The sequence below is a fragment of the Parabacteroides chongii genome (genome assembly GCF_029581355.1).
Lineage (GTDB): Bacteria > Bacteroidota > Bacteroidia > Bacteroidales > Tannerellaceae > Parabacteroides > Parabacteroides chongii.
In genome coordinates, this window is the sequence record NZ_CP120849.1 from 1,882,675 (window position 1) to 1,904,642 (window position 21,968).

The following is a 21,968-nucleotide window of genomic DNA, read 5'->3' on the forward strand; positions in this document are numbered from 1 at the left end:
AGTAATAAATAGGTATTAGACCCCTGCTAATTTTATTTCGAGAGAGAGAAAAGTTATATAAAGTCAATCATTTAAATTATTATCAAGAATGGCTAATTTAGATTTAAGCAAGTACGGAATCACTGGTGTAACAGAAATCTTACACAATCCGTCTTATGATGTTCTGTTCGCAGAAGAAACAAAACCGTCTTTGGAAGGTTTTGAAAAAGGTCAGGTAACAGAACTGGGTGCTGTAAACGTAATGACTGGTGTTTACACAGGTCGTTCACCTAAGGATAAATTCTTTGTAAAGAATGAAGCCAGCGAAGACTCTGTATGGTGGACTTCTGAAGAATATAAAAACGATAACAAGCCTTGTACTGAAGAAGCATGGGCAGATCTGAAAGCTAAAGCTGTTAAGGAATTGTCTAACAAACGTTTGTTCGTTGTCGATACATTCTGCGGTGCAAACGAAGCAACTCGTATGAAAGTTCGTTTCATCATGGAAGTAGCTTGGCAGGCACATTTCGTAACTAACATGTTCATCCGTCCGACAGCTGAAGAACTGGCTAACTACGGTGAACCTGATTTCGTTTGCTTCAACGCTTCTAAAGCTAAAGTTGACAACTACAAAGAACTGGGTCTGAACTCTGAAACTGCTACAGTTTTCAACCTGAAGACTAAAGAACAGGTTATCCTGAACACTTGGTACGGTGGTGAAATGAAGAAAGGTATGTTCTCTATCATGAACTACATGAACCCGCTTCGTGGTATCGCTTCTATGCACTGCTCTGCTAACACAGATAAAGAAGGAACTAGCTCAGCTATCTTCTTCGGTCTGTCCGGTACAGGTAAGACTACTTTGTCTACTGACCCGAAACGTCTGTTGATCGGTGATGACGAACACGGATGGGATAACGAAGGTGTATTCAACTACGAAGGTGGTTGCTATGCTAAGGTTATCAACCTGGATAAGGAAAGCGAACCGGATATCTACAACGCTATCAAACGCGATGCTCTGTTGGAAAACGTAACAGTTGCTGCTGACGGTACAATCGATTTCGCTGATAAGAGCGTAACAGAAAACACTCGTGTTTCTTATCCGATCTATCATATCGAAAACATCGTTAAGCCGGTATCTAAAGGCCCGCACGCAAAACAGGTTATCTTCCTGTCTGCTGATGCATTCGGTGTATTGCCTCCGGTATCTATCCTGAACCCGGAACAGACTCAGTATTACTTCCTTTCTGGTTTCACAGCTAAATTGGCTGGTACAGAACGTGGTATCACTGAACCGACTCCTACATTCTCTGCTTGTTTCGGTGCTGCTTTCTTGTCATTGCACCCGACTAAATACGGCGAAGAATTGGTTAAGAAAATGGAAATGACCGGTGCTAAGGCTTATCTGGTTAACACTGGATGGAATGGTTCTGGCAAACGTATCTCTATCAAAGATACAAGAGGTATCATCGACGCTATCCTGGATGGTTCTATCGACAAAGCTCCGACTAAGGTTATTCCTTACTTCGACTTCGTTGTTCCGACAGAATTGCCGAACGTTGATCCGAAGATCCTTGATCCTCGCGACACTTACGCTGACGCTGCTCAGTGGGATGAAAAAGCAAAAGACCTGGCTGGTCGTTTCATCAAGAACTTTGCTAAGTTCACTGGAAACGAAGCAGGTAAGGCTTTGGTTGCTGCTGGTCCGAAATTGTAATTTACAGATTCAGGGCTATATAACCTGGATTAAGTATAAAAAATCAAAAAGCGTAGAACATTTTGTTCTGCGCTTTTTTTATATATCTATATTAATTTTATCATAAATGTTAGTTTGTTTTAAAATCTATTATTATCTTTACCCCAAATTATCCGTTATTGTGGGGTTTAAAGGTAGAATGATAAAGCATTTATTATTGATTTTCGGAGTCGCATTGTTTTTGTCGTCATGCGGCAAGGACGTCTCTTACCGAATAGAAGGCAAATTGTCTAATTTGGAAGATGAGACGTTGTATGCTGTTTTTGAAAATGACAATTACAAGGTCGTCGATACCATCACGTGTGAAAAACCCGGACAATTCTCTTTGAAACGCAATGAAGGTGATTTCAATACGGTCACAATCTTCTTCGATAACAAGAAAAGCTGGACTACGGCTTACCTGATCAAAGGTGAAAAAATAACCATTAGCGGTGATGCTCTTTATCCGTCTCTGTTGCAGGTAAAAGGCGGACGGATCAACGATCAGTTGAACTCCTACAAGAAGAGTATCAGTCCCTTGCTGAAGGAACAAGCGGATCTGTTCAAGATTTTGACGAATAAGGGAAGCTATACGAATACAACGGAGGAAACCGATATCCCGTCTCGTCTGACCAATGTGAATCATACGTTGTCGGAACGGGCCATGGAATACATACAGGCGCATCCCGATGAGGAGGCTTCGGCTGTTTTACTGCAATATTACTTCATGAATCCGGATGACACCCGAAAGCTGGATGAGTTACTGGCGGTGCTGAGTCCGAAGTTGAACAATTTCTATCTGATACGTAAACTGCAGGAATATAGTGCCAAGGCACAGCGTACCTTGTTGGGTGCGGAAGCCCCCGGCTTTCATGTAAAGAACGTATACGGACAAACTGTGAGTCTGGACTCATTCCCGCAACGTTATTTGCTGCTTGCTTTTACGGCTCCCTGGTGCGATATGTGCCAGACGGAAGACCTGTTTTTGGATAAAGTCGCAATGAAATATCCGAAAGAGAAAGTGGATATGCTGCTGATCAGCCTGGACGACGACCCGAAGGAAGTCCGCAAGCTGCTGGCTAAAGACAGTATCGACTGGAACCTGGTGACCGACTCTGCCGGACAGGCAACGATGTTGGTCGACCTCTATAATGTAAACGCACTTCCCCGCTGTTTCCTGATCGATGAAGAAGGAAAGATCGTCATGAAGACGGACAACGGTGTGGAAATAGAACAAACACTTGAAAAACTGATAGAGTGATGAAATAACGAATTATAAACTTTCAACCAAAATCATTAATTATGTTAGTCAAATCGTATGCCGCCGCGGTGCAGGGCATCTCTGCAACCATTGTCACCATTGAAGTCAATTGTACGAAGGGAATCCAGTTCTTTTTGGTCGGTCTCCCCGATATCGCCGTACGCGAAAGTCACGAACGTATCATCTCTGCCCTTCAAGTGAGCGGATATAAATTCCCCCGTAATCGTATTGTGATCAATATGGCGCCTGCCGATATCCGGAAAGAAGGTTCTGCCTATGATCTGCCGCTGGCTGTCGGCATATTGGCTGCTGCTGAAGAGCTGGATGCTTCCCGGCTGGATCAATTCATCCTGATGGGAGAACTCTCGCTCGACGGGAGCCTGCAGCCGGTGAAAGGGGTGTTGCCTATCGCCATCAAAGCGAGGGAAGAGGGCTTCAAGGGCTTTATTCTTCCTAAACAGAATGCACGAGAAGCTGCGGTAGTGAATAATCTGGAGGTGTACGGGGCTTCGACCATCAAAGAGGTAATCGAGTTCATGAGTGGAAAGCGTGAACTGCAGCCGACTGTCGTGAACACGAGGGAAGAATTTTATGCCCGCCAGGAACAGTTTGAGTTCGATTTCTCCGATGTACGCGGGCAGGAGAGTGTCAAGCGTGCCTTGGAAGTGGCGGCTGCCGGTGGTCATAACCTGCTGATGATAGGTGCACCGGGAAGCGGCAAGTCGATGCTGGCAAAACGGTTGCCGACTATTCTTCCGCCGTTCACCTTGCATGAATCGCTGGAGACAACGAAGATCCATTCTGTAGCGGGAAAGATAGGGGTGGAGACTTCCCTGATGGTACAGCGTCCGTTCCGTTCGCCGCATCATACCATTTCGAATGTGGCGATGGTAGGCGGGGGAGCTTATCCGCAACCGGGAGAGGTCAGCCTGGCTCATAATGGGGTACTGTTTCTCGATGAGTTGCCGGAGTTCAACCGGAGTGTGCTCGAAGTGATGCGTCAGCCGCTGGAGGATCGCAAGATCACGGTTTCGCGTGCCCGTTTCTCGGTCGATTATCCCGCCAGCTTTATGCTGGTCGCTTCGATGAATCCTTGCCCGTGCGGTTATTACAACCATCCCGACCGGCCTTGTCTCTGTCCTCCGGGAGCGGTACAGAAATACATGAACCGTGTTTCGGGACCGTTGCTCGACCGTATCGACATACAGGTGGAGATCGTTCCCGTGCCTTTTGAGAAGATTTCCGAACAACGTCCGTCCGAACCCAGTCTGGCTGTTCGTGAACGGGTTATCAAGGCACGTGCTATCCAGGAAAAGCGTTTTGCCGATTATGAAGGTATCTATTGCAACGCCCAGATGACTACGCCGCTTCTGCATAAATATGCCGTGCCCGATGCTGCCTGTCTGGCCTTGCTCAAAACCGCCATGCAGCGTCTGAGCCTGTCCGCCCGTGCCTACGACCGTATCTTGAAAGTCTCCCGCACCATTGCCGACCTCGATGCCTCCGAAAACATCGAGACCCGCCATCTCGCCGAAGCCATCAATTATCGAAACCTCGACAGGGAGAGTTGGGGACTGTAGAAATTTAAGGAAGACTATTTCTACCAGGATGATACTATTGCGTCGCTTCCTAAGTAAATTGGGTAATATACCATTCACCTATCACCTTTTCATACTCGCTTTTTGATTATCATGGGCTTATGGGTGAATGGATGGGGTGAACGGTTCTATAAAAAGGTGAATGGTTGGTTCGAACCCTTCATCTTTTTAAAATGAACCCTTCTGGCAATTAAAAAGTATCTTGCTTTTGGTTACTTGTTGCTATCAAACACGTTACTAATTAACTCTTTAGATATTACTTTCGGTCTTTAGAACCTCTGTCGTTAAGCTTTGCGACCTTTGTCGTTAAGCTTTGTGACCATGCTCGTTAAGCTTGCCGACCTTGGTCGGTAAGAATAGATGTTATGACGTTTGACTTAATCGTTCCTGACTTTCTGTTTGGTGAGCAATACTATGAGTAATAAAAATAAGTAATCTAAAAAATGAGAGTGAACGGTTTATGCGAACCATTCACTTTTTTGAGCAACCGTTCACCTGTTAAAATGATATGTTATATGTTGATATTTAGTTGAATATGTTTGTTATGGTGAACGGTGAACGGTTTAATCCTGTTTTATCATGTAGAGGCGGTAGTTCTCACAGAACTTCAACTATTCCGGTATTCCAACGGGCTGATACCCACATGTCGTTTAAAATATTTGCCGAAGAAGGACATGTTTGTGAAGTTCAGCGAATAGGCGATATCTTGCACCGAAGTCTCGGTTGATTTCAACTGGGCTTTGGCATCCATGATGACCATCGATGCGATGATATCGATGCAGGTTTTTCCTGTGGCTTGCCGGATCGTTGTACTTAAATGAGCCTGTGTAATTCCCAGTTTATCAGCATAGAAGGATACGTTTCGTTCCTGACTGTAATGTTGCATGACCAGTTGTGTAAACTCGTGTGCGATCTGTTCACTTTTTCCTAAAACTGTTTTTTTAGTTCGTAAATCCTTATACAAATCGCCTAGTCCGTGGATCAAGGTGAAGAACATATGTTTGGTAACCTCTCTGCTGATTTTTCCGTAACAAGTGATATAGGTCCTGGCCAGCAGATCCATATGGTCGCGGAAGATTTGGGCAACTTCTTCTTTCAACGGGAAAACCGGTGAGGTCTTTATCGTATAGAAGATGTCGAGAGTCGATTTGATAATATTGGTTGATGTAATGAACTGGGAGGAATAGCCTATGAAATAGATCTTTAGCTCTCCTGTTACTTTCAGTATCTGGAGAATACTTCCCGGCAGGATGGTCACGAAGTCGTTTGCTTTTACCTGGTAGGTCGTAGCATCGATTGAAGCCTCGATTTCTCCTGCCATGCAGAGCACGAAGATACCAGCTTTCAACCGGCAGGGGAAATTCGTGTACATATTCAGTATTTCGGGGCTGATATCTTTCCCGACAATCCAGTCTTCGGGGATGTCGAGTTTGGGTAGCTCCTTAGCTGTATTTGTGTCCATTTGCTTGTTTTTATATAGCTGCAAATGTATTCATTATTTTTCAAAGGCTGATCTGTTTTCTTATAAATAGAACACTGGAATATCTCCTTTCTGTACCATATCATATATAATAAAGAAAGTTAGTTAATATGTTTTAAGACATGTCTAAAAAAAAGGACAGCAAATCGTATAAATAGACCTTGTGAGGTTCCGAAATTCGGAGTTAATTTGTCCCCGATAAAAAATGCATAGGTACTAGTATATAATATTAAGGTTAGGAAATAACCATAAAATAGATATAAGAGGGAAATGGAAATGAAGAGAAGACATAGTTCTGCGAGAGCTATGGCGTTGTTTACGTATATTTCTGTATTAATATTAAGTCTGTCTGCTTGTGATGAGGAAGGTCATTCTTCCAAATCGGGAAAACTACGTTTGAGTCTGACCGCTGATACCACTTCCCTGAAGAAAGGTATCGACTCGGGTATCACCAAAGCGGTTTCGGACGAGTTCACGCAATTCCTTACTACAGAAGATTATCGGATATTGATTGTTACCGACAAAGACACCACAAAATCATACGACCGCTTCGACCAGATGCCGTCTGAGATCGAACTGCCCGAAGGTGCTTACACCCTGGTTGCCTCCAAAGGGAACAATCTCCCTGCTGAATTTGAGAATCCTTATTTCGAGGGGAGTACTGCCTTTACCGTAAAAGAGGGGATGAGTACGCCGCTGGAGGTGACGGCGACATTGGGGAATGCACGGATCACGGCTGAATATACCGATGATTTTAAGGAAGCATATTCCGATTATACCGTTTTGCTGAGTTCTTCGTATACGACGGCTGATTTAGAGATTGTCAAAGGCGAAACGCGTCCGGCATATATGCAGGTGGACAAGGACGGAACGAATATCGCTATCGGTATCAAACTGAAGAAAATAACTGAAGAGACGGAGAAAACATATTACGTACCGACTGCATTGAAGCTGGAACGCCGGCAGAATGTCCGTCTGGTGTTCAAGACGGATGGAGAAGCGCTGGATGGAATCGGGCTGGACATTGTATTGGATGATACGATGGAGGAAGTGACGATGACGACGGAGATTCCGGATTTTATGTGGAAGCCGTTTAAGGAGCCGACGCTGACGGCTATAGAGTTTGCCGATGGAGATGAGTTCGAGTTTCGATCAGGACTGTTTGAAGAGAATCCTTATATCGGGATAAATATGGCAGGTGGTATAGGTTCTCTGAATATCAAATATTGGAAGGATGGAGAAGATGAAGAGGATGCAACGATCTATAATCTTGCCACTGATGCAGGAGTAAAAGCGGCCAAAGAAAACCATTATACCTGGACAGTCGGTGAAGAAACCGATGTCAATATGTCCAAGAAAAAAGCGAGCGTGCTTTATTTGAAAGAAGGTCTGAACAGTTTGCCTTCTTCTGATAAAGACTCATATATTTACCATTATAAGATTTATGGAACGGATGCTACCGGAAAGGCTAAAGAGTCGAATGTTATAACTTTTGATGCAAAAGTATTGCCGGCTGAGGCTCCGCAGATAATAGCAAAGCCTGATGACGAAAAGTTTGAAATAGTAGAGGGTGATGAACTGGCGGCTGATTGGATGTTGTCATTTACGGCTACCGGTTTGATCGATGAAGAACAAACGAAGGTCGTTGTGAATGATGGAACATCAAATGTTGAATATGCCTTTATGTCAGAGGCTGGAAGAGAAGCATTAAAGCAAGCTTTGGGTGTAGAAACAGAGATTACAAATAGTGCAAATGCGGTACTTGCTTTCCCTAAATCTTTTACAACTCTATTAAAAGCTCCGGAAACAGGTAGTAAGGATTATACGTTTACGTTCTATTTGAAAGATAAGAAGAATAAAGAAGATAAGTTGACAAAAATAGTAACGGTACATGTACCTGAGCTTACATTGGAGACGACGGAAAATGATGCGTTTGCTAAACGTATTGTGTTGCGAGCGAAATTGGCAGAACAAGCAAATGTGAAGCATTTGAGTTTCCAATATAAATCGGTTAGTTCGAGTTGGTTATCAGTTACGTCATCTGGATTGAAACCTGACGGAGATGCCGTTGACGGATTTGTTCAGTATGTAGATACATTGAAAGGCTTGGAAGCTTCATCGTTATATTCAGTTAGGGCGGTTTATAATTTGAATTCTTCTTATGAGCGTTTTACTGATAGTAAAGATTTGATGACAGAAAAGATGCAAGGATTCAGTAATGGCAAGTTAATTGATCCGTTGGAAGATTGGAGTATTAAACCTGATAATAATCAATCAACTTTGCCTGGATATGATACGGAGATAAAATTTGCGATTGCAGATTTGACATCAAGTGTCGGACCTCTTGCTGAACCTTATCGTTGCTGGGAAATTTGGCAATTAGCATCAGATTGGAATACTCTTAATGAGCTTACAACTTCGAGTGGTGAAACTAAAAATGATGGAATAAAGATAGGGGATGCAACCGGTAATAAGAAATGGACACGTTATGTTGCAAACTCAGGAACAATAAAGTCAGATGCCGGTTTTTCCGGTAATGCAGCCCTGATTCGTACGGTAGGTTGGGGAATAGGTTCTGCGGCAGCTTTCGATTTAGGATTCACACAAATTGGAGCTAAAGTTGAAAATAGCACACCTGGTGAACTATATCTTGGCTCTTACAATGGAGGTGCACAATATGGTATACCTTTTACTTCTCGTCCTACAGGTTTTGCATTTTATTACAAATATGAAAATCTAATGAAGTCCAGTGATACATTTACTGCAGAGATCGTAGTTAAAGATGAAAAGGAGAATGATATTGTTGTAAAAACGTTTACTTCTTCGGAAGTTACTAGCGATTGGAAGAGACAAGTTGTCTATTTGGATTATAAGCAAGGTGCAGCGAAAGCAGGAACTATGTTTATACGTTTTGTCTCAGGTCAAGCTGGTGATTATGGAGTCTCAGATTTTCCAGTGAAACCTAATGCCCAAAATGTCAGCAACGGCGAGTACACAGGCAGTAATTTATACATTGACAACGTCGAACTAATATACGAATAATCAAAATATGAAAAAGATATTATTATACACCTTACTATTCCCTCTTTTCACCGCTTTTACATCCTGCGGTGAAGATGCGGAAATGAACCGATCGTCTTATGTCGATGGTACAGGTGGATTGAGTTTAAAGAATAACACTCCTACGCAGATCACTATTCCGGTGATTACGAAGAGTGCGGACTTTACCGATATAGAGGCAGATAATTTTTATGTCGGAATCCTGGATGAGAATGGTGCGGCAGTGAAAGAGTTCGATACTTTCACTGATATGAAGGCCGCCGGTCTTCCGTTGATTCTTCCTTGTGGAGATTATTCAGCGATTGCCAGTTCCTATAAATTGGGAGAAACGAAAGTCTCCGACAAGCCTTATTTTGTAGAACAGCAGGAGTTTGTTATTGAAGAAAAGACAACGACTAATGTGGCTTTGAAATGTACGTTTCAGAGTATCGGTGTCGAATTGGCTCTCTCCGAACAATTCAAAAAGAAGCTGGAAGAACAGCCGAATAACTACGATTACGAAGTGAAAGTATCTAACGGGGTAGCCGACTGGACGTTCTCGAAAGAAAAGACGGATGTAGGTTATTTCATAGACGCTTGCGATGAATTAGTGGTAAAGGTAAAAGTCCGTTTGGGTGATGATAAGTGGTATCCCGAACGTACTTATCGTGTAAAGAATGATGATAATAATCCGGCTACTTCTCCGAAGTTAGGCGAATATTATATCATTAATCTGGATGCAGGTGAAACCCCTGAAAAACTATCCTTACGAACAGTAACGCTTATTGATCAGGAATAAAATGAAATACATACGTATACTTACAATTGTTTTGTTTCTTCTTCCTTTTCTTTTTTCATGCGAAATGAAGAAAGACCTGTTGGGAGGAAAAGATTCGGATAAAGAAACTCCCTCATATGAAAATGTGGGTCTGCTGGATCTGGAAGTAAAGGCAGAGAAAGAAGCGAAAGCTCCTAATACAAAGGGGGATGATGATGGGGAAGAGGATTTGTTGAATCCGGATAATTTCTCTATAACTATTGCCGACAGTTTGGGTGAAACGGTAAAATATTATGAATCGTATGCCGCTATGAGAGATGAAGGCGGTTTGTTGTTGCCTGTCGGTACATATTCCGTTCGGGCAGCTATGGGATCGGACCTGAATGCCGGTTTCAACTCTCCTTATTATGCAGGTGATACGGTTTGTAAGGTTACTGAAAAAGAGGTGGCAAAGGTGGTTACTCAATGTAACCTTCAGAATAAAAAGGTACAGTTTGCTTGCTCGGACGAGTTTTATTCACAGTTTAAAGAAGATTATTCCATCGTTATCGATAATGGTGTCGGTGTGCTAACACTCAAGAAAGATGAAGCCCGTATTGCTTACCTGAAGAATACAGGTACATTACGTTTTACCATGTATGCTACTACGCACGATAATACCGTACATACGTATTCGCATGACTTTTCGAAAGATGATCAGATATTGAATCATAACAATGTACTGATCGAATTGGGTACAGTTCCGACTGTGCCGGATGGTGATCCTGATCATGGAGGAGGTGGTGACGATTCGGAAGAACCGGAAGAACCCGATGATCCGGACGATCCCGATGACGGTGATGACTCCAATGTACCGGATGTCCCTGTGAATGCACCTGTTCTCAAAGTCGATGTGTCTTTGATCGAGAAGGATTATATCATTGAAGTACCGTCTCATTTTGAGGAATCGGATAAGCCGGATAATGGAGGTGATGATAATAATGGTGGCGATGATAATAAAGGGGATGACGATGTTCAAAAGAAGATCGCGATTACCGGAACGTTGAATGGCAAGTCATTTGATTTAGGTAAAACGCAGACGGTGACAAGTAGTTCTAAAGTTGTTATTAACTTGTATCTTCCTACCGGTTTGGCAGGTTTGGATGTGGATGTATCGATAGGTTCTGATATTAATCTGTCATTGGATTTGCTGGATGCTGCTTCTATTGCTGAAGTCAACGGTCTTTTGTCTGAAATGGGTAAGACCTTGGTTGTGCCTTCCAAAGGTGAAAAAGGTAATTTGAAATTTGACATATCTCCGTTTATGGAGATGATGGACAAGAGCAACTCATTTAACATCAAGCTGAAAGATAAGAATGGGGAAAGTACGAGTGCTGTTATAAAGTTGTCAAAGAAATAAGGAAATCGTATGAAACACTATATAAAAGTTTGGTATAGTTTATGCCTGTTAATCGGTTTGCTGGCTTCCTGCAATGAAGATGGCAATTTGGTTCCTACCGGAACTTTGTATCTGAATGTGGAGGAAGATCAGACTTTACAAACACGTGCCACGTCGGAAGTGACTTATGAATCTTTACAGGTCGCCATCCTGCAGGGAGAAGAGGATACGTTGAAAGTCTATAACGATTATCTGACGGAAGTGAAAGGACAACGTTTAGTACTTCCGGTAGGTAAGTATACGGTGGCTGTCCGTTCCAATGGAGCGGATGGTGTTGCCTGGGAAACGCCGTTGTATCAGGGATCGGAAGAGGTGGAAGTAAAACAAGGAGAGATTACCAATACGAAAGTGACTTGTACGATTGCGAATACGAAAGTTTCCGTTGTTTATGCAGATGATTTGAATGAGTATTTTACGGATTATCAGACTACTGTCAGTACCCCGTCCGGTGCATTGCTCTATACTCGTGATGAGTATCGGGCTGGTTTCTTTACACCGGAGAAATTGACTGTCCTGTTGAAACTGGTGAATAACGATGGGAATGAGTTTGTTATAAAGAAAGTGTATCCGGATATCGAACCACAGTATCATTATACGTTTAAGTTTACCATTTCAAATGGTAATACGGATGATGAGGCGGGTGCTGATGTGGATGTCGATGTGGATAAAGAACACCAGGAGATTACTTATAATATATTCGTTAAGGAAGAGGAACTGACTAATATAGGCGAACCGTCTGCTAAGTTAGGTGGTGCATTCACGGGTGGTGTTTATACCTTTAAGAGAACTGTACAAAATCAGAATCCTGCTTCGAATACTATCTCGTTGGATTATATATTAGGTAGTAAGAATACTTTGCAGTCGTTTGTGGTGACGATGGATTCGCCTACGGGAGTATCACGTTTCGATATAACAAAAGGTGAAGGAAACGGAATCGGTTTCCCAGCTGTACCTGGCTCTTCAGTAGAAACTGATGACCCTCGTTATACTGCTTATCGAATGGATTTATCGACTATTGTACAACATTTGGAATGTCTGAATGAACAGCCGACAGAATATACCTTTAAGGTAGATATCTTGGATGACAAGTATCAGGAAACTTCGATTACTTTTGTTATTAAGATGATGCCGGATGTGGCGGCTTCTGTTGAAAAACCATACTGCTGGAATACTTTTGCATTGTTAAAAGGTAATAGTTCGACAGAAGATATTTATTTTAAGTTTCAGTCTGAAGATGGCAGTGTGATTGATATTAAGTCTATTACAAGATCCGGGGATGATGTCTCTGCTTTGGTTATAGGACTGGAGACTGGAGTGGAATATACTTATTGGTTGACTTCTGATACAGATCCAACCATGAATTGTAATACTTCATCTTTCGTTTTAAGTGCTCCTTCAGCTGTTCCGAATTTGAAGTTTGAAGACTGGACGGATCAAACCTCTGGTTATTTGGATGCCCCTATCGTAGGTGGAAATAAAAAATATATTTCTCCTAATAAAGATCCTAATAATACTTATTGGAATTCGGGAAATTTAGGTGCTATGGCTACAAAAGAAATATTGACAGAAAGTGTTGAAGATGTGATAGCTCTTTCTATTTCTAAAAAGGCTGCAAGATTAATATCTAAATATCCTAGTGCTGCAGGTATGGGGGCTTTTGCTGCAGGTAGTGTTTATAGCGGAAGTCCTAAAGAAGTTTCAAGTAAAGGTGCTGTATTGACTTATGGGCAGCCTTTTCAAGGTTATCCTACAAAATTGAGAGGATTCTACAAGTATATTCCAGAAACAATTGATGATTCTAGTAAAGAAATAGACTCTCGTTGCCCGGTGAAGATGGATGGGAAAAAAGACCAGGCAATTATTTATATTGCACTGATCCCAAAACAATTTGAAGTCGTATCTAAAACCAGTGGTACAATTATGTCTTTTAATAAAGCAAATGCAAATGCTTTTGCTTATGGTGAATATATTATAACTGATACGAAAAATGAAACGGGGAAAGATGTGGAAGGTATACAAAATGATTATGCTCCTTTTGAAATTTCATTACAGTATGATGACGCTATTCCTAGGACAGGACAATATTATATTGTCATAGTTGCAACTTCCAGTCGTTATGGTGATTATTTTACGGGAGCTATTGGTAGTTGTTTGTATATTGATGAATTTGAGTTGGATTATGATTATGACCCTGCTTCTTTTTCCAATACGAATTTGAAAGATATGAAAGCTATAAATATTAACGACTAATTATAAATATGAAGCAATTCTTATCTTTAACCGTTTTATTAATTATCTGTTTTTCATTGCCGGCGAAGGCAAAGGAGAACAAGTATGACCGGGGTATTCTGATGAAAACTTTTATCCCGAAAGGGCAATGGATGGTGGGTACTACGTTTTCCTATAGCGAACATGTGGATGAAAACTTTGAGTTTTTATCTGTGTTGAAGGATATTAATAGCGAAGGGTATACCTTTAAGGTGACTCCGTTGGTGAGTTATTTTATTCGCGACAATATTAGTATCGGCGGTCGCTTTTCCTATTCACGTACCAATACGGATATAGGTAATATATCTCTGGAACTGGGTGACGATCTGAGCTTTGATGTCGATAATTTTAAGTCTGTATCCAATACATATACGGCGGCGATCTTTCTTCGTACCTATTTGAATTTGGGAGACAGCAAGCGTTTCGGATTGTTTAATGAGGCGCGTGTGTCGTATGGCTATTCAGAAAGTAACAGTAGCTCAGGTACAGGAATCGATCTTTCCGGTATGTATCAGTTAAAGCATAACCTGAATATCGGTGTGGCTCCCGGTCTGACTGTCTTTATTAACGATTATGTGGCAGCTGAGGCTTCGGTTAGTGTGGCAGGTTTGAACTTCAACTGGTATGATCAGACAAAAGATCAGGTATATAAAGGGAAACGCACGGCAAGTTCCGCTAATTTCAAGATCAATCTGTTGTCGATCGATTTAGGTATTGTCTTTTATTTGTAAAAACAGGGCATGAAGGGAAGAAATAGTATCTGGTGTTTTTTAGTAGGTCTGCTGCTGACAGGCTGTGTGGAAAACGATCTGCCTTATCCTACTATCGAAGGGATTATCGAAGAGTTTGCCGTTGAAGGACAGACTTCGGTAAAGATCGATAAGACTTCGGCTTCCGTCTCTGTAAAGGTGGCGGATACATTGGACCTGAGGAACCTGAGAGTGGAAAAGCTGGTCGTTACTTCGGGCATGACCGTTATACCGGATTCTGTAGCTTGCAAAGACTTTCTGCATTTTCCGGATACCGGATTTGTGTCGGTAGACAGTCTGCCCGAGACGGTCAATACGCGAATGAACTTTAAGAAACCGGTTTCTTTTCTGCTTCGTTTGTATCAGGATTATCCCTGGAAAGTGACGGTGGTACATGATATACTGCGTAAAGTAACTGTTGCAAACCAGCTGGGGGCTTCCCTGATCGATGCTGATACGCATAATGTAATTATATATGTGGATTCAACAGCCCAGCCTTCTTTGCGTAATGTGAAAATAGAGACCTTCCAGTTAGGTAGCAGCATTGCAAAAACGACACCTGAACCGTCGGAGGTAACCGATTTTACCCGTCCTCGTATTTTCCAGGTATCCGCTTTTGATGAAACGGAAGAATGGACCGTGAGTGTGGCGTATCCGCCTGCCGGAATGTCGTTCACCTCTTTGTCGGCATGGGCAAAACGAGCGGTTGTGACGGGTAAGACATTGACCGGACAGGTTTCGGCTCGCTATCGCGGTAAACCGCAGGCGGAGACAAAGGCTGATTCGGAAGAAGGCTGGGAGGAAGTGCTTTCCAGCGAAATAGAGATAGATGAAGAAGGAAACTTCACGTTGGTCTTTACGCATCTTAAACCGGGTATGGAGTATGAATATCAGTTAACGGTGGACGGTGCATCCGAGGATATCAAAACATTTACGACGGAGGCGGTGGAGTTGGTGCCGAACCTCTCGTTGGACGATTGGTTTAAAGATGGCAAAAGCTGGTATGCCGACCTCGATCTGACTCCGGAAAATTATTTCTGGGATTCAGGAAACAAAGGCTCGAATGCCGTAGGTGAAGCGAATCCGACTTCTCCGGAAACCAGTGATGTTGTAAAGGGAAAAGCCGCCCGTCTAGAAAGTAAAACGGTAGCCGGTGTGTTTGCCGCCGGTAGTTTGTATACCGGGACTTTTGGTAAGGTTGAAGGGCTGAGTGGTGCTTCGTTGAACTTCGGTCGTCCGTATACGGGTCGTCCATCTGCTTTGCGTGGCTATTATAAATACAATTCCGGTACCATCGATAAAGCGAAAAATCCGTATAAGGAGCTGGAAGGGCGTAAGGATTCTTGCCATATTTATATGGCTTTGTTTTCCGGCTGGACATCTCCGTTCCCAGTCAATACGAATACCGGAACATTTGTCGACCTGACCTGGAACAATGAGAATCTGCTCGCCTTCGGTCAGCTGGTTCAGGGGGAAACTGTCAAAGATTACACCCAGTTCCGCATCGACATGGAATATCGTGATCAAACAACAAAACCGACTTATATATTGATCGTCGCTTCCGCCAGTAAGTATGGTGATTACTTTACAGGCAGTACGAGTAGCGTGTTGTTGCTGGATGAGTTGGAGTTGGTGTTTGAGTAGATGGAGAATTATCCATCGAATTGTTCTTTGAAGTAATGGGATTTGGAATGCAGGAAGATTCTGGAATAAAAACAGTCAAGAATGTTTCCTAAAAGGGAACGTTTTGCTATCTTTGCTATTCATGGTTTTATTAAGAAAACTCAAAAAACTCCACTAAAGGAGATTGTAAAGGCAAAAGAAATTAGGAAACGATATTTCGAATCTAAATAATAAGGAATATGGAACAAATGAAATTGTATACTCATGAGGAAATGTTAGATCGGGTAATCGGTGTTCGAGGTACTCCGGAACGAGAAAAGTATGAGGATAACATAAATAATTTCCTAATTGGGGAGGCCATTAAGCGAACTCGTGAAGCCAAGAATCTCACTCAAGAGCAATTGGGTGAATTGATGGGTGTCAAGAGGGCGCAAATATCCAAAATAGAAAGTGGAAAAAGCGTCAATTTCTCAACGATTGTCCGAGCTTTTAGAGCTATGGGTGTAAAATCGGCAAACCTTGATTTAGGTTCATTGGGCAAGGTCGCTCTTTGGTAAATACCTTCTCGATAAAAAATAGTTCCTTCCTTTCTGATTCCAAATTCAGAAGAAAACCTGCTTATTAAGTAAGATCAAGCTTACTCGATAAGTAGATAGAAACTTACTTAATAAGTAGCTGGCGGTTTACTTACCGAGTAACCGAAGGCTTACTTACTAAGTAAGTTTTTGCTTGCTTCAATACTTCATAGAACGGTTGATTAAGAATAAAATAATGGGATTGTGTCAAAACAGAGGTTCTGTCATGGCGGACTTGATCCGCCTCTTATACTAAATCTAGAACCAGTGTAGGATGCGATCTCGGGGCAAGCCCGGGATGACAGGGAGTGGGTTTGACACACTAACCATTCGATATAAAATAAAAACAGATTAGGAACAAAAAAAAATACATTCGAAAATCTTTTCCTTTTGGAAGAGAAGGAAAAGGCTTTCGAAAGGAAATATAAGAAAAGATATGAAGAAGAAGGAAAGAAATAGTTGGATATTGTGGCGGAGTTTATTGCTTATTTTATTATTGATGATGACATGGCGAGGAGAAGCACAAACAAAAGTTTACAATAAAGATGAGTTAAAGACAGCTATAGAAAACGGAGAAAGTGTTCTTTTAATGAATGAGATTAATATTGACTATGAGTTGACGATATCAAAAAGTCTAACATTAGATTTGGGAGGAAAAACTCTAAGGCGTGAGGAAAAAGCAGGTGATATAATTTGTGTAAAGTGTACGAATGGAAAGATAACTATAAAAAATGGATCAATAATTACAAAACAAAACAAGGCTGCTTTTGGAGGCTATGGCTCTGGTCTTGATGTGAGTGGAGGAAATGTTGTAATTGAAAATTGTACAATATCAGGATATACAAATTCTAGTTCTTCAAAAGATGCAACAGGTATACAGTTCTATAGTGGAACTCTCTATATAGTTAGTGGTAATTTTGTAGGAACAGGAGCTCGTAATTTGGGGAAGAATTATGCTATTTGGTCAAATGGAACGACTATTAATAATTTTCTTAAAGGTTCTTATTTAAAGAAAGATGGGAATGCTGTAGGTAATGTAAATACAAAAACAATAGAGGGTTCTGTCACGGTTCATCCTATTACTTACATTTTGGATTACAAAGTAATAGATGGGACTATAACATCTTCAACACATGTTAAATCTTATAAGGCGTTAGATATTTTTGATAATGTAATACAACCATTAGCCACTGTAGAGAGAGAGGGGTATACAAATCAGTGGACTTATAATGATGGATCTTCTACGATTAATATTTCAGCAGCAACAGATCTGCCTTATCCTTATGTGACTAGTGATACTCATACTATTACACTGACTACAACTTGGTCACCTATTGAATATAAAATTGTATATAAAGACATAGACGGAGCGACTAACCCCAATATGATAACAGAATATGATATAACAAAGGGCTCAGAATCTTTGGCTTCTGCAATCAAGCCTTATTATGATTTTGTAGGTTGGTTTGATGATGAAGGAAATCAAATACAGTCAATAGTGTATGATAGGATTAAGAAATATGAGTCTACTCAAACTTATAATGTTACTGCAAGGTGGAAACCGACAGAGTATATTCTTTCTTTTGATACTAAAACAAACGAGGTTATAAATCCAATAACATATTCAGTAAATGCAACAGATACGCAACTCCCTGAGCCTGCCAGTCGCGAAAGTGAAGGCTATTCTTTTGTAGGTTGGTATGATGGAGATACAAAAGTTGAGGCTATTCCTGTAAATAGTCCGAAAACGATGAAACTTACAGCTAAATGGGATCCGCTTACTTATACTATAATATGTAAAGAAGAGGATGGGAAGAGTCAAATTAAAAAGCTTGAATATAAAACTGGACAAACGATTATTTTAGATGATTTTCAGAAGGAAGGATATATTTTTGAAGGTTGGAGAACTGAAACTAATGGAAAAGGAAATAAAGTTACTCAGATATCCGGAATCGGGAATAAAGAGGTTTATGCCTCTTGGACTCCAATTCAATACACCTTGAAATATGAATTGAAGGGTGGAGATTATAAAGGACAGAATCCGATTACTTATTCTTATTTAGAAAGGGCAACGCTTCCAACTTCTTTGGAGTTGACAAAAGAGGCATTTGTGTTTAGTGCTTGGTATTTGGATCCAACTTATTCAGGACAGCCTTTGGTTGAGGCTCCTGTTGCGGGTGGTTTAAAAACAGATGGTGGACGTAAGATGTCTTTTACCGCATATGCAAAATGGGAAGAGAATAAGGGAATTATGTTTATTTCCGGTGGAGATAAACCTGTTGATAATAGTAAATATAAACTAGAAAAAGGGATTACAGAGAATGAAATGCCAAAGGTAACCCGTAAAGGGTATGTATTTAAAGGTTGGTATAGTGGTGATAAATTGATGACTTTTATTCCTGCGAATGGAGAACCAATAGTGTTGAAAGCAAAGTGGGAATTGTGCTCTTATGGAATAGAATATATATTGAATGGAGGTACGAATCCTTCAAATTCACCTTCTTCTTATACTTATGAAATAACAGTGACTTTACCTATTCCTGCAAAAGAGCATTATGATTTTGCCGGTTGGTTTATTGATCCGTCATTAACAAATTCTGCAGGAGATGCCATTCCCCAAAATTCAATAGAGAACAAAACATTTTATGCAAAGTGGACACCGAAGAAATATACTTTGACATTTGATCCCCAAGGTGGTACTTGTAGTACGAAAACTCAAACATACATCTATGGTGAAGCTGCGGAACTCAAAGCTAAACCAAGAAAGTCTCACTATGATTTTGTTGGATGGTGCTATGATGCAGACTGTAAGGATGCCTGCGGAGATAAAATTCCTGTAAATAAAAGCGGAAATTATACGCTTTATGCAAAGTGGAAATTAACTGATTATAAAATAGAGTTAGACAAGTATTATGGTGAGTTTCCTGCAGGAGCAAATGTTCCGGTAACTTATACTTATGAAAGTGCAATTGAAAAATTACCTGCACCGAACCGTAATGGATTTACTTTTGCTGGTTGGTATGCAGATGACCGTTTGACTATACCGGTTTCTTCTCCTGCAATAGAAAAAGGTTCATCTGGTAACAAAACCTTTTACGCCACCTGGGATCGTGGTTATCAAGTAATCGTATCTCAACCGTCGAATGGAAAGATTGCAGTTACTCATAATGGAAATGCAGTCGCTTCTGGGGCGATGGTTGGTAAAGGTGAATCGTTGGTTGTTACGGCTACTCCGGCAACATCTGATTATGTATTGAAACAATTGACAGTAAACGGGACTACTTATACGACCAGTCCGCAAACAGTGGTAATGCCGGAGAAAGATTTGAAGATCACGGCAGAGTTCACAATCTCATCTGTACCGGCAGCCCCTGCCCCTAAAATAATCCTTTCCCCTGCCGGCATGGATAAATTTCCGAAGGGAGAAAATGTGAAAGTGCAGTTGGAGAAAACGGATGAGGCGACAACGTTATATTACCGTTTGGACGGTTCGCCGGAGAAGGCTTATTCGGGAGAGTTCCTGGTTGAAAGTGCTAAAGATACGGTTCTTTTGGAGGCTATTGCAAAGAAAGATGGTTATCGGGATGGGGTGACAACACGTTATATCATCTTCGATAATGGAAAGATTTCCCTGACCTTCGATCTCCCTTTAGGTGTGAAAGCAACCAACCCTACCGGTGGCGATGTGGTAACGGCTACCACAACCGGAGGTTCTTTTGAGTTTATGCTGACGGTGGATAAAAACTATTATACGAATCTTGACTCAATGGTTGTCTCGGCGAATGATTCGACGATTACGGGGAATGCTTCCGGGCTTTATACGTTAACGAACTGCTCGTCCGATATTACGGTGACTGTCTCCGGTCTGAAAGCTAAAACCTGTACGGTTACATTGCAGCAGACAGAGAACGGACAGGTCAAGTTTACCGATGGTGCGGACGAAACGACTTCGGAAGTTGGATACGGATCATCGGTATCGATCACGGCAGTTGCTGATGAGGACTTTAAGTTCCTGCAATGGAATACCGGCAGCCAAAGCAACCCGCTGAACCTGACGGTTAGCAGGGATACGACTATTTCTGCCCGTTTCATCTCTGATTATAAGTCGTATATGATGACTTTGCCGCAGATGGAAGGAGTGACCGTGAAACCGTTCTCCGGTTATTCTACCGAAGTGAAGAAAGACGGAACGTTTAAGTTCTACCTGGTTCTCGCTAAAGGATACCGTGAAGGAAATTTGGTTGTTCGTGCCAATGGTGAAGAGTTGACGAAGAATAAAGGAGGATATGCGATCTACCATATAAATAAGAACATCAGCATCTCGGTTGATGGTATTGTCCGGGATTCCATAAAGCTGACATTGCCGGATCATGTGACGGCGAAAGTTGTTGAAACGATGTCCGACGTAGCCGGTCAGGGGCTATTTGAAGAAACGATGCTTTTGCTTCAGGCGAAAGCGCCCGAAGGCAAAATCTTTAGTAAATGGACGGACGGAAAGACGGATAATCCCCGAATGGCAACGGCAGTGGATGCAGCCCAGCTGATACCTCTGTTTACAGATAAGGAAGACGCTGCGTATGCAAAGGTGATCCTGAATCAATCACCGGGAGCCGGTATTACGGGAGCCAATTCGAATATGGATGCAGTGAAGAGTGGTGACGTTGTGCAATTGAAAGTCGTTTTGCTTCCTGCTTATAGCCAGAGCGAGGTCGTTTTGACAGCCGATGACAAGGTGCTGACTCCTGAAACTTCTTTACGCGCAGCATCTGAGACAAAGACCTATATATATAATTTGCCGGTGGAAAAAGACGGTATAACGGTGAAAGTATCGGGACTGAAACTAAATAGCTACGAGGTTACAGTGAGCCAGACTAACGGTGGTACGGTATCTGCCGTTCCGGCAGGTAAGGTTACTCATGGGGATAAAGTCCAGTTGAAGGCGGAGGCGGCTTCCGGCATGTTGTTTGTCAAATGGTGGGATGGCAACACCCTGAATCCTTATCCGTATACGGTCGCCTCTGATACGGAAGTAAAAGCCTGTTTCGTCGGAACAGAATCGACTGTCGATAATGAATTGGTTGATACGGAGCGAGTACGGATGAAAGTATCCGGTTCTACTTTGTTTATTGAAGTGCCGGAAACTTCCCTGTTATATATCTGGGATTACAAAGGTTCTTTGTTCCGTACCCTTACAGTTCCTGCAGGGATGTATACTAGTTCGCTTCCGTCGGGAGCTTATTTGGTGAAAGTGGGTGACGGACAACCGGTGAAAGTCGTTGTTCGGTAAAGAAAAAGGAGCAAAGGTTTGAAGGCCTTTACTCCCTGATATTAAACTCTCTTTATTCTTTGGTTAGAAAAGTGCCTTGAATAGTTTACGCAAGAAATCCCTTCCATCTTTGCGGCAGAGGATAATCCTAATAAACATTATTAAGCTATTAAAAAGAT

12 protein-coding genes and 1 pseudogene are annotated in these 21,968 nt (G+C 41.8%); 12 read left to right on the forward strand and 1 reads right to left on the reverse strand.

Annotated elements, in window-relative coordinates; translation table 11 throughout:
* The first annotated feature begins 88 nt into the window (after positions 1–88).
* From pckA to P3L47_RS07140, 3 genes are all read left to right on the forward strand, one after another.
* Positions 89–1,696, forward strand: a complete 1,608-nt coding sequence (gene pckA / locus P3L47_RS07130; protein WP_122361786.1) for a phosphoenolpyruvate carboxykinase (ATP) — start codon at positions 89–91, stop codon at positions 1,694–1,696.
* Positions 1,697–1,874: 178 nt separating this feature from the next.
* A complete protein-coding gene (locus P3L47_RS07135; RefSeq protein ID WP_122361785.1) occupies positions 1,875–2,975 on the forward strand; it encodes a TlpA disulfide reductase family protein in 1,101 nt (366 codons plus the stop codon).
* Positions 2,976–3,016: 41 nt separating this feature from the next.
* The gene (locus tag P3L47_RS07140; protein WP_277783153.1) at positions 3,017–4,555 is read left to right on the forward strand and encodes a YifB family Mg chelatase-like AAA ATPase; all 1,539 of its coding nucleotides are present in this window, start codon (positions 3,017–3,019) and stop codon (positions 4,553–4,555) included.
* A 625-nt stretch (positions 4,556–5,180) separates the two neighbouring features.
* Here P3L47_RS07140 and P3L47_RS07145 read toward each other — a convergent pair.
* The gene (locus tag P3L47_RS07145; RefSeq protein WP_122361783.1) at positions 5,181–6,035 is read right to left on the reverse strand and encodes a helix-turn-helix domain-containing protein; all 855 of its coding nucleotides are present in this window, start codon (positions 6,033–6,035) and stop codon (positions 5,181–5,183) included.
* A gap of 294 nt (positions 6,036–6,329) precedes the next feature.
* On the opposite strand from P3L47_RS07145, the gene P3L47_RS07150 reads away from it, so the two are divergent.
* The 9 genes and pseudogenes from P3L47_RS07150 (at position 6,330) to P3L47_RS07190 (ending at position 21,810) form a co-directional block, all read left to right on the forward strand.
* Positions 6,330–9,095 carry a DUF4493 domain-containing protein gene (locus P3L47_RS07150; RefSeq protein WP_277783154.1) on the forward strand — a complete coding sequence of 922 codons (2,766 nt, stop codon included), beginning with the start codon at positions 6,330–6,332 and terminating at the stop codon, positions 9,093–9,095.
* Between the two features lie 7 nt (positions 9,096–9,102).
* A complete protein-coding gene (locus P3L47_RS07155; RefSeq protein WP_277783155.1) occupies positions 9,103–9,891 on the forward strand; it encodes a DUF4493 domain-containing protein in 789 nt (262 codons plus the stop codon).
* A 64-nt stretch (positions 9,892–9,955) separates the two neighbouring features.
* Positions 9,956–11,269, forward strand: a complete 1,314-nt coding sequence (locus P3L47_RS07160; RefSeq protein ID WP_277783156.1) for a DUF4493 domain-containing protein — start codon at positions 9,956–9,958, stop codon at positions 11,267–11,269.
* A 9-nt stretch (positions 11,270–11,278) separates the two neighbouring features.
* Positions 11,279–13,558 (forward strand): DUF4493 domain-containing protein, encoded by a 2,280-nt coding sequence (locus P3L47_RS07165; RefSeq protein ID WP_277783157.1) that lies wholly within the window; start codon positions 11,279–11,281, stop codon positions 13,556–13,558.
* Between the two features lie 8 nt (positions 13,559–13,566).
* Positions 13,567–14,307, forward strand: coding sequence for a hypothetical protein (locus tag P3L47_RS07170; protein WP_277783158.1), 741 nt, complete (start codon positions 13,567–13,569; stop codon positions 14,305–14,307).
* A 9-nt stretch (positions 14,308–14,316) separates the two neighbouring features.
* Positions 14,317–15,969, forward strand: coding sequence for a PCMD domain-containing protein (locus tag P3L47_RS07175; RefSeq protein ID WP_277783159.1), 1,653 nt, complete (start codon positions 14,317–14,319; stop codon positions 15,967–15,969).
* 108 nt (positions 15,970–16,077) lie between these two features.
* A pseudogene (locus P3L47_RS07180) lies at positions 16,078–16,179 on the forward strand (type II toxin-antitoxin system RelE/ParE family toxin); the annotation flags it as partial.
* An 8-nt stretch (positions 16,180–16,187) separates the two neighbouring features.
* Positions 16,188–16,505 carry a helix-turn-helix domain-containing protein gene (locus P3L47_RS07185; RefSeq protein ID WP_277783160.1) on the forward strand — a complete coding sequence of 106 codons (318 nt, stop codon included), beginning with the start codon at positions 16,188–16,190 and terminating at the stop codon, positions 16,503–16,505.
* Between the two features lie 454 nt (positions 16,506–16,959).
* Positions 16,960–21,810, forward strand: coding sequence for an InlB B-repeat-containing protein (locus P3L47_RS07190; protein ID WP_277783161.1), 4,851 nt, complete (start codon positions 16,960–16,962; stop codon positions 21,808–21,810).
* The last annotated feature ends 158 nt before the right edge of the window (positions 21,811–21,968 follow it).

Bases quoted from the DNA above. Each gene is read 5' to 3' on its own strand.
- pckA (WP_122361786.1), top strand. From the start codon at position 89: ATGGCTAATTTAGATTTAAGCAAGTACGGAATCACTGGTGTAACAGAA.
- P3L47_RS07145 (WP_122361783.1), bottom strand. From the start codon at position 6,035: ATGGACACAAATACAGCTAAGGAGCTACCCAAACTCGACATCCCCGAA.
- P3L47_RS07170 (WP_277783158.1), top strand. From the start codon at position 13,567: ATGAAGCAATTCTTATCTTTAACCGTTTTATTAATTATCTGTTTTTCA.
- P3L47_RS07160 (WP_277783156.1), top strand. From the start codon at position 9,956: ATGAAGAAAGACCTGTTGGGAGGAAAAGATTCGGATAAAGAAACTCCC.
- P3L47_RS07155 (WP_277783155.1), top strand. From the start codon at position 9,103: ATGAAAAAGATATTATTATACACCTTACTATTCCCTCTTTTCACCGCT.
- P3L47_RS07190 (WP_277783161.1), top strand. From the start codon at position 16,960: ATGAAGAAGAAGGAAAGAAATAGTTGGATATTGTGGCGGAGTTTATTG.
- P3L47_RS07135 (WP_122361785.1), top strand. From the start codon at position 1,875: ATGATAAAGCATTTATTATTGATTTTCGGAGTCGCATTGTTTTTGTCG.
- P3L47_RS07150 (WP_277783154.1), top strand. From the start codon at position 6,330: ATGAAGAGAAGACATAGTTCTGCGAGAGCTATGGCGTTGTTTACGTAT.
- P3L47_RS07175 (WP_277783159.1), top strand. From the start codon at position 14,317: ATGAAGGGAAGAAATAGTATCTGGTGTTTTTTAGTAGGTCTGCTGCTG.
- P3L47_RS07185 (WP_277783160.1), top strand. From the start codon at position 16,188: ATGGAACAAATGAAATTGTATACTCATGAGGAAATGTTAGATCGGGTA.
- P3L47_RS07165 (WP_277783157.1), top strand. From the start codon at position 11,279: ATGAAACACTATATAAAAGTTTGGTATAGTTTATGCCTGTTAATCGGT.
- P3L47_RS07140 (WP_277783153.1), top strand. From the start codon at position 3,017: ATGTTAGTCAAATCGTATGCCGCCGCGGTGCAGGGCATCTCTGCAACC.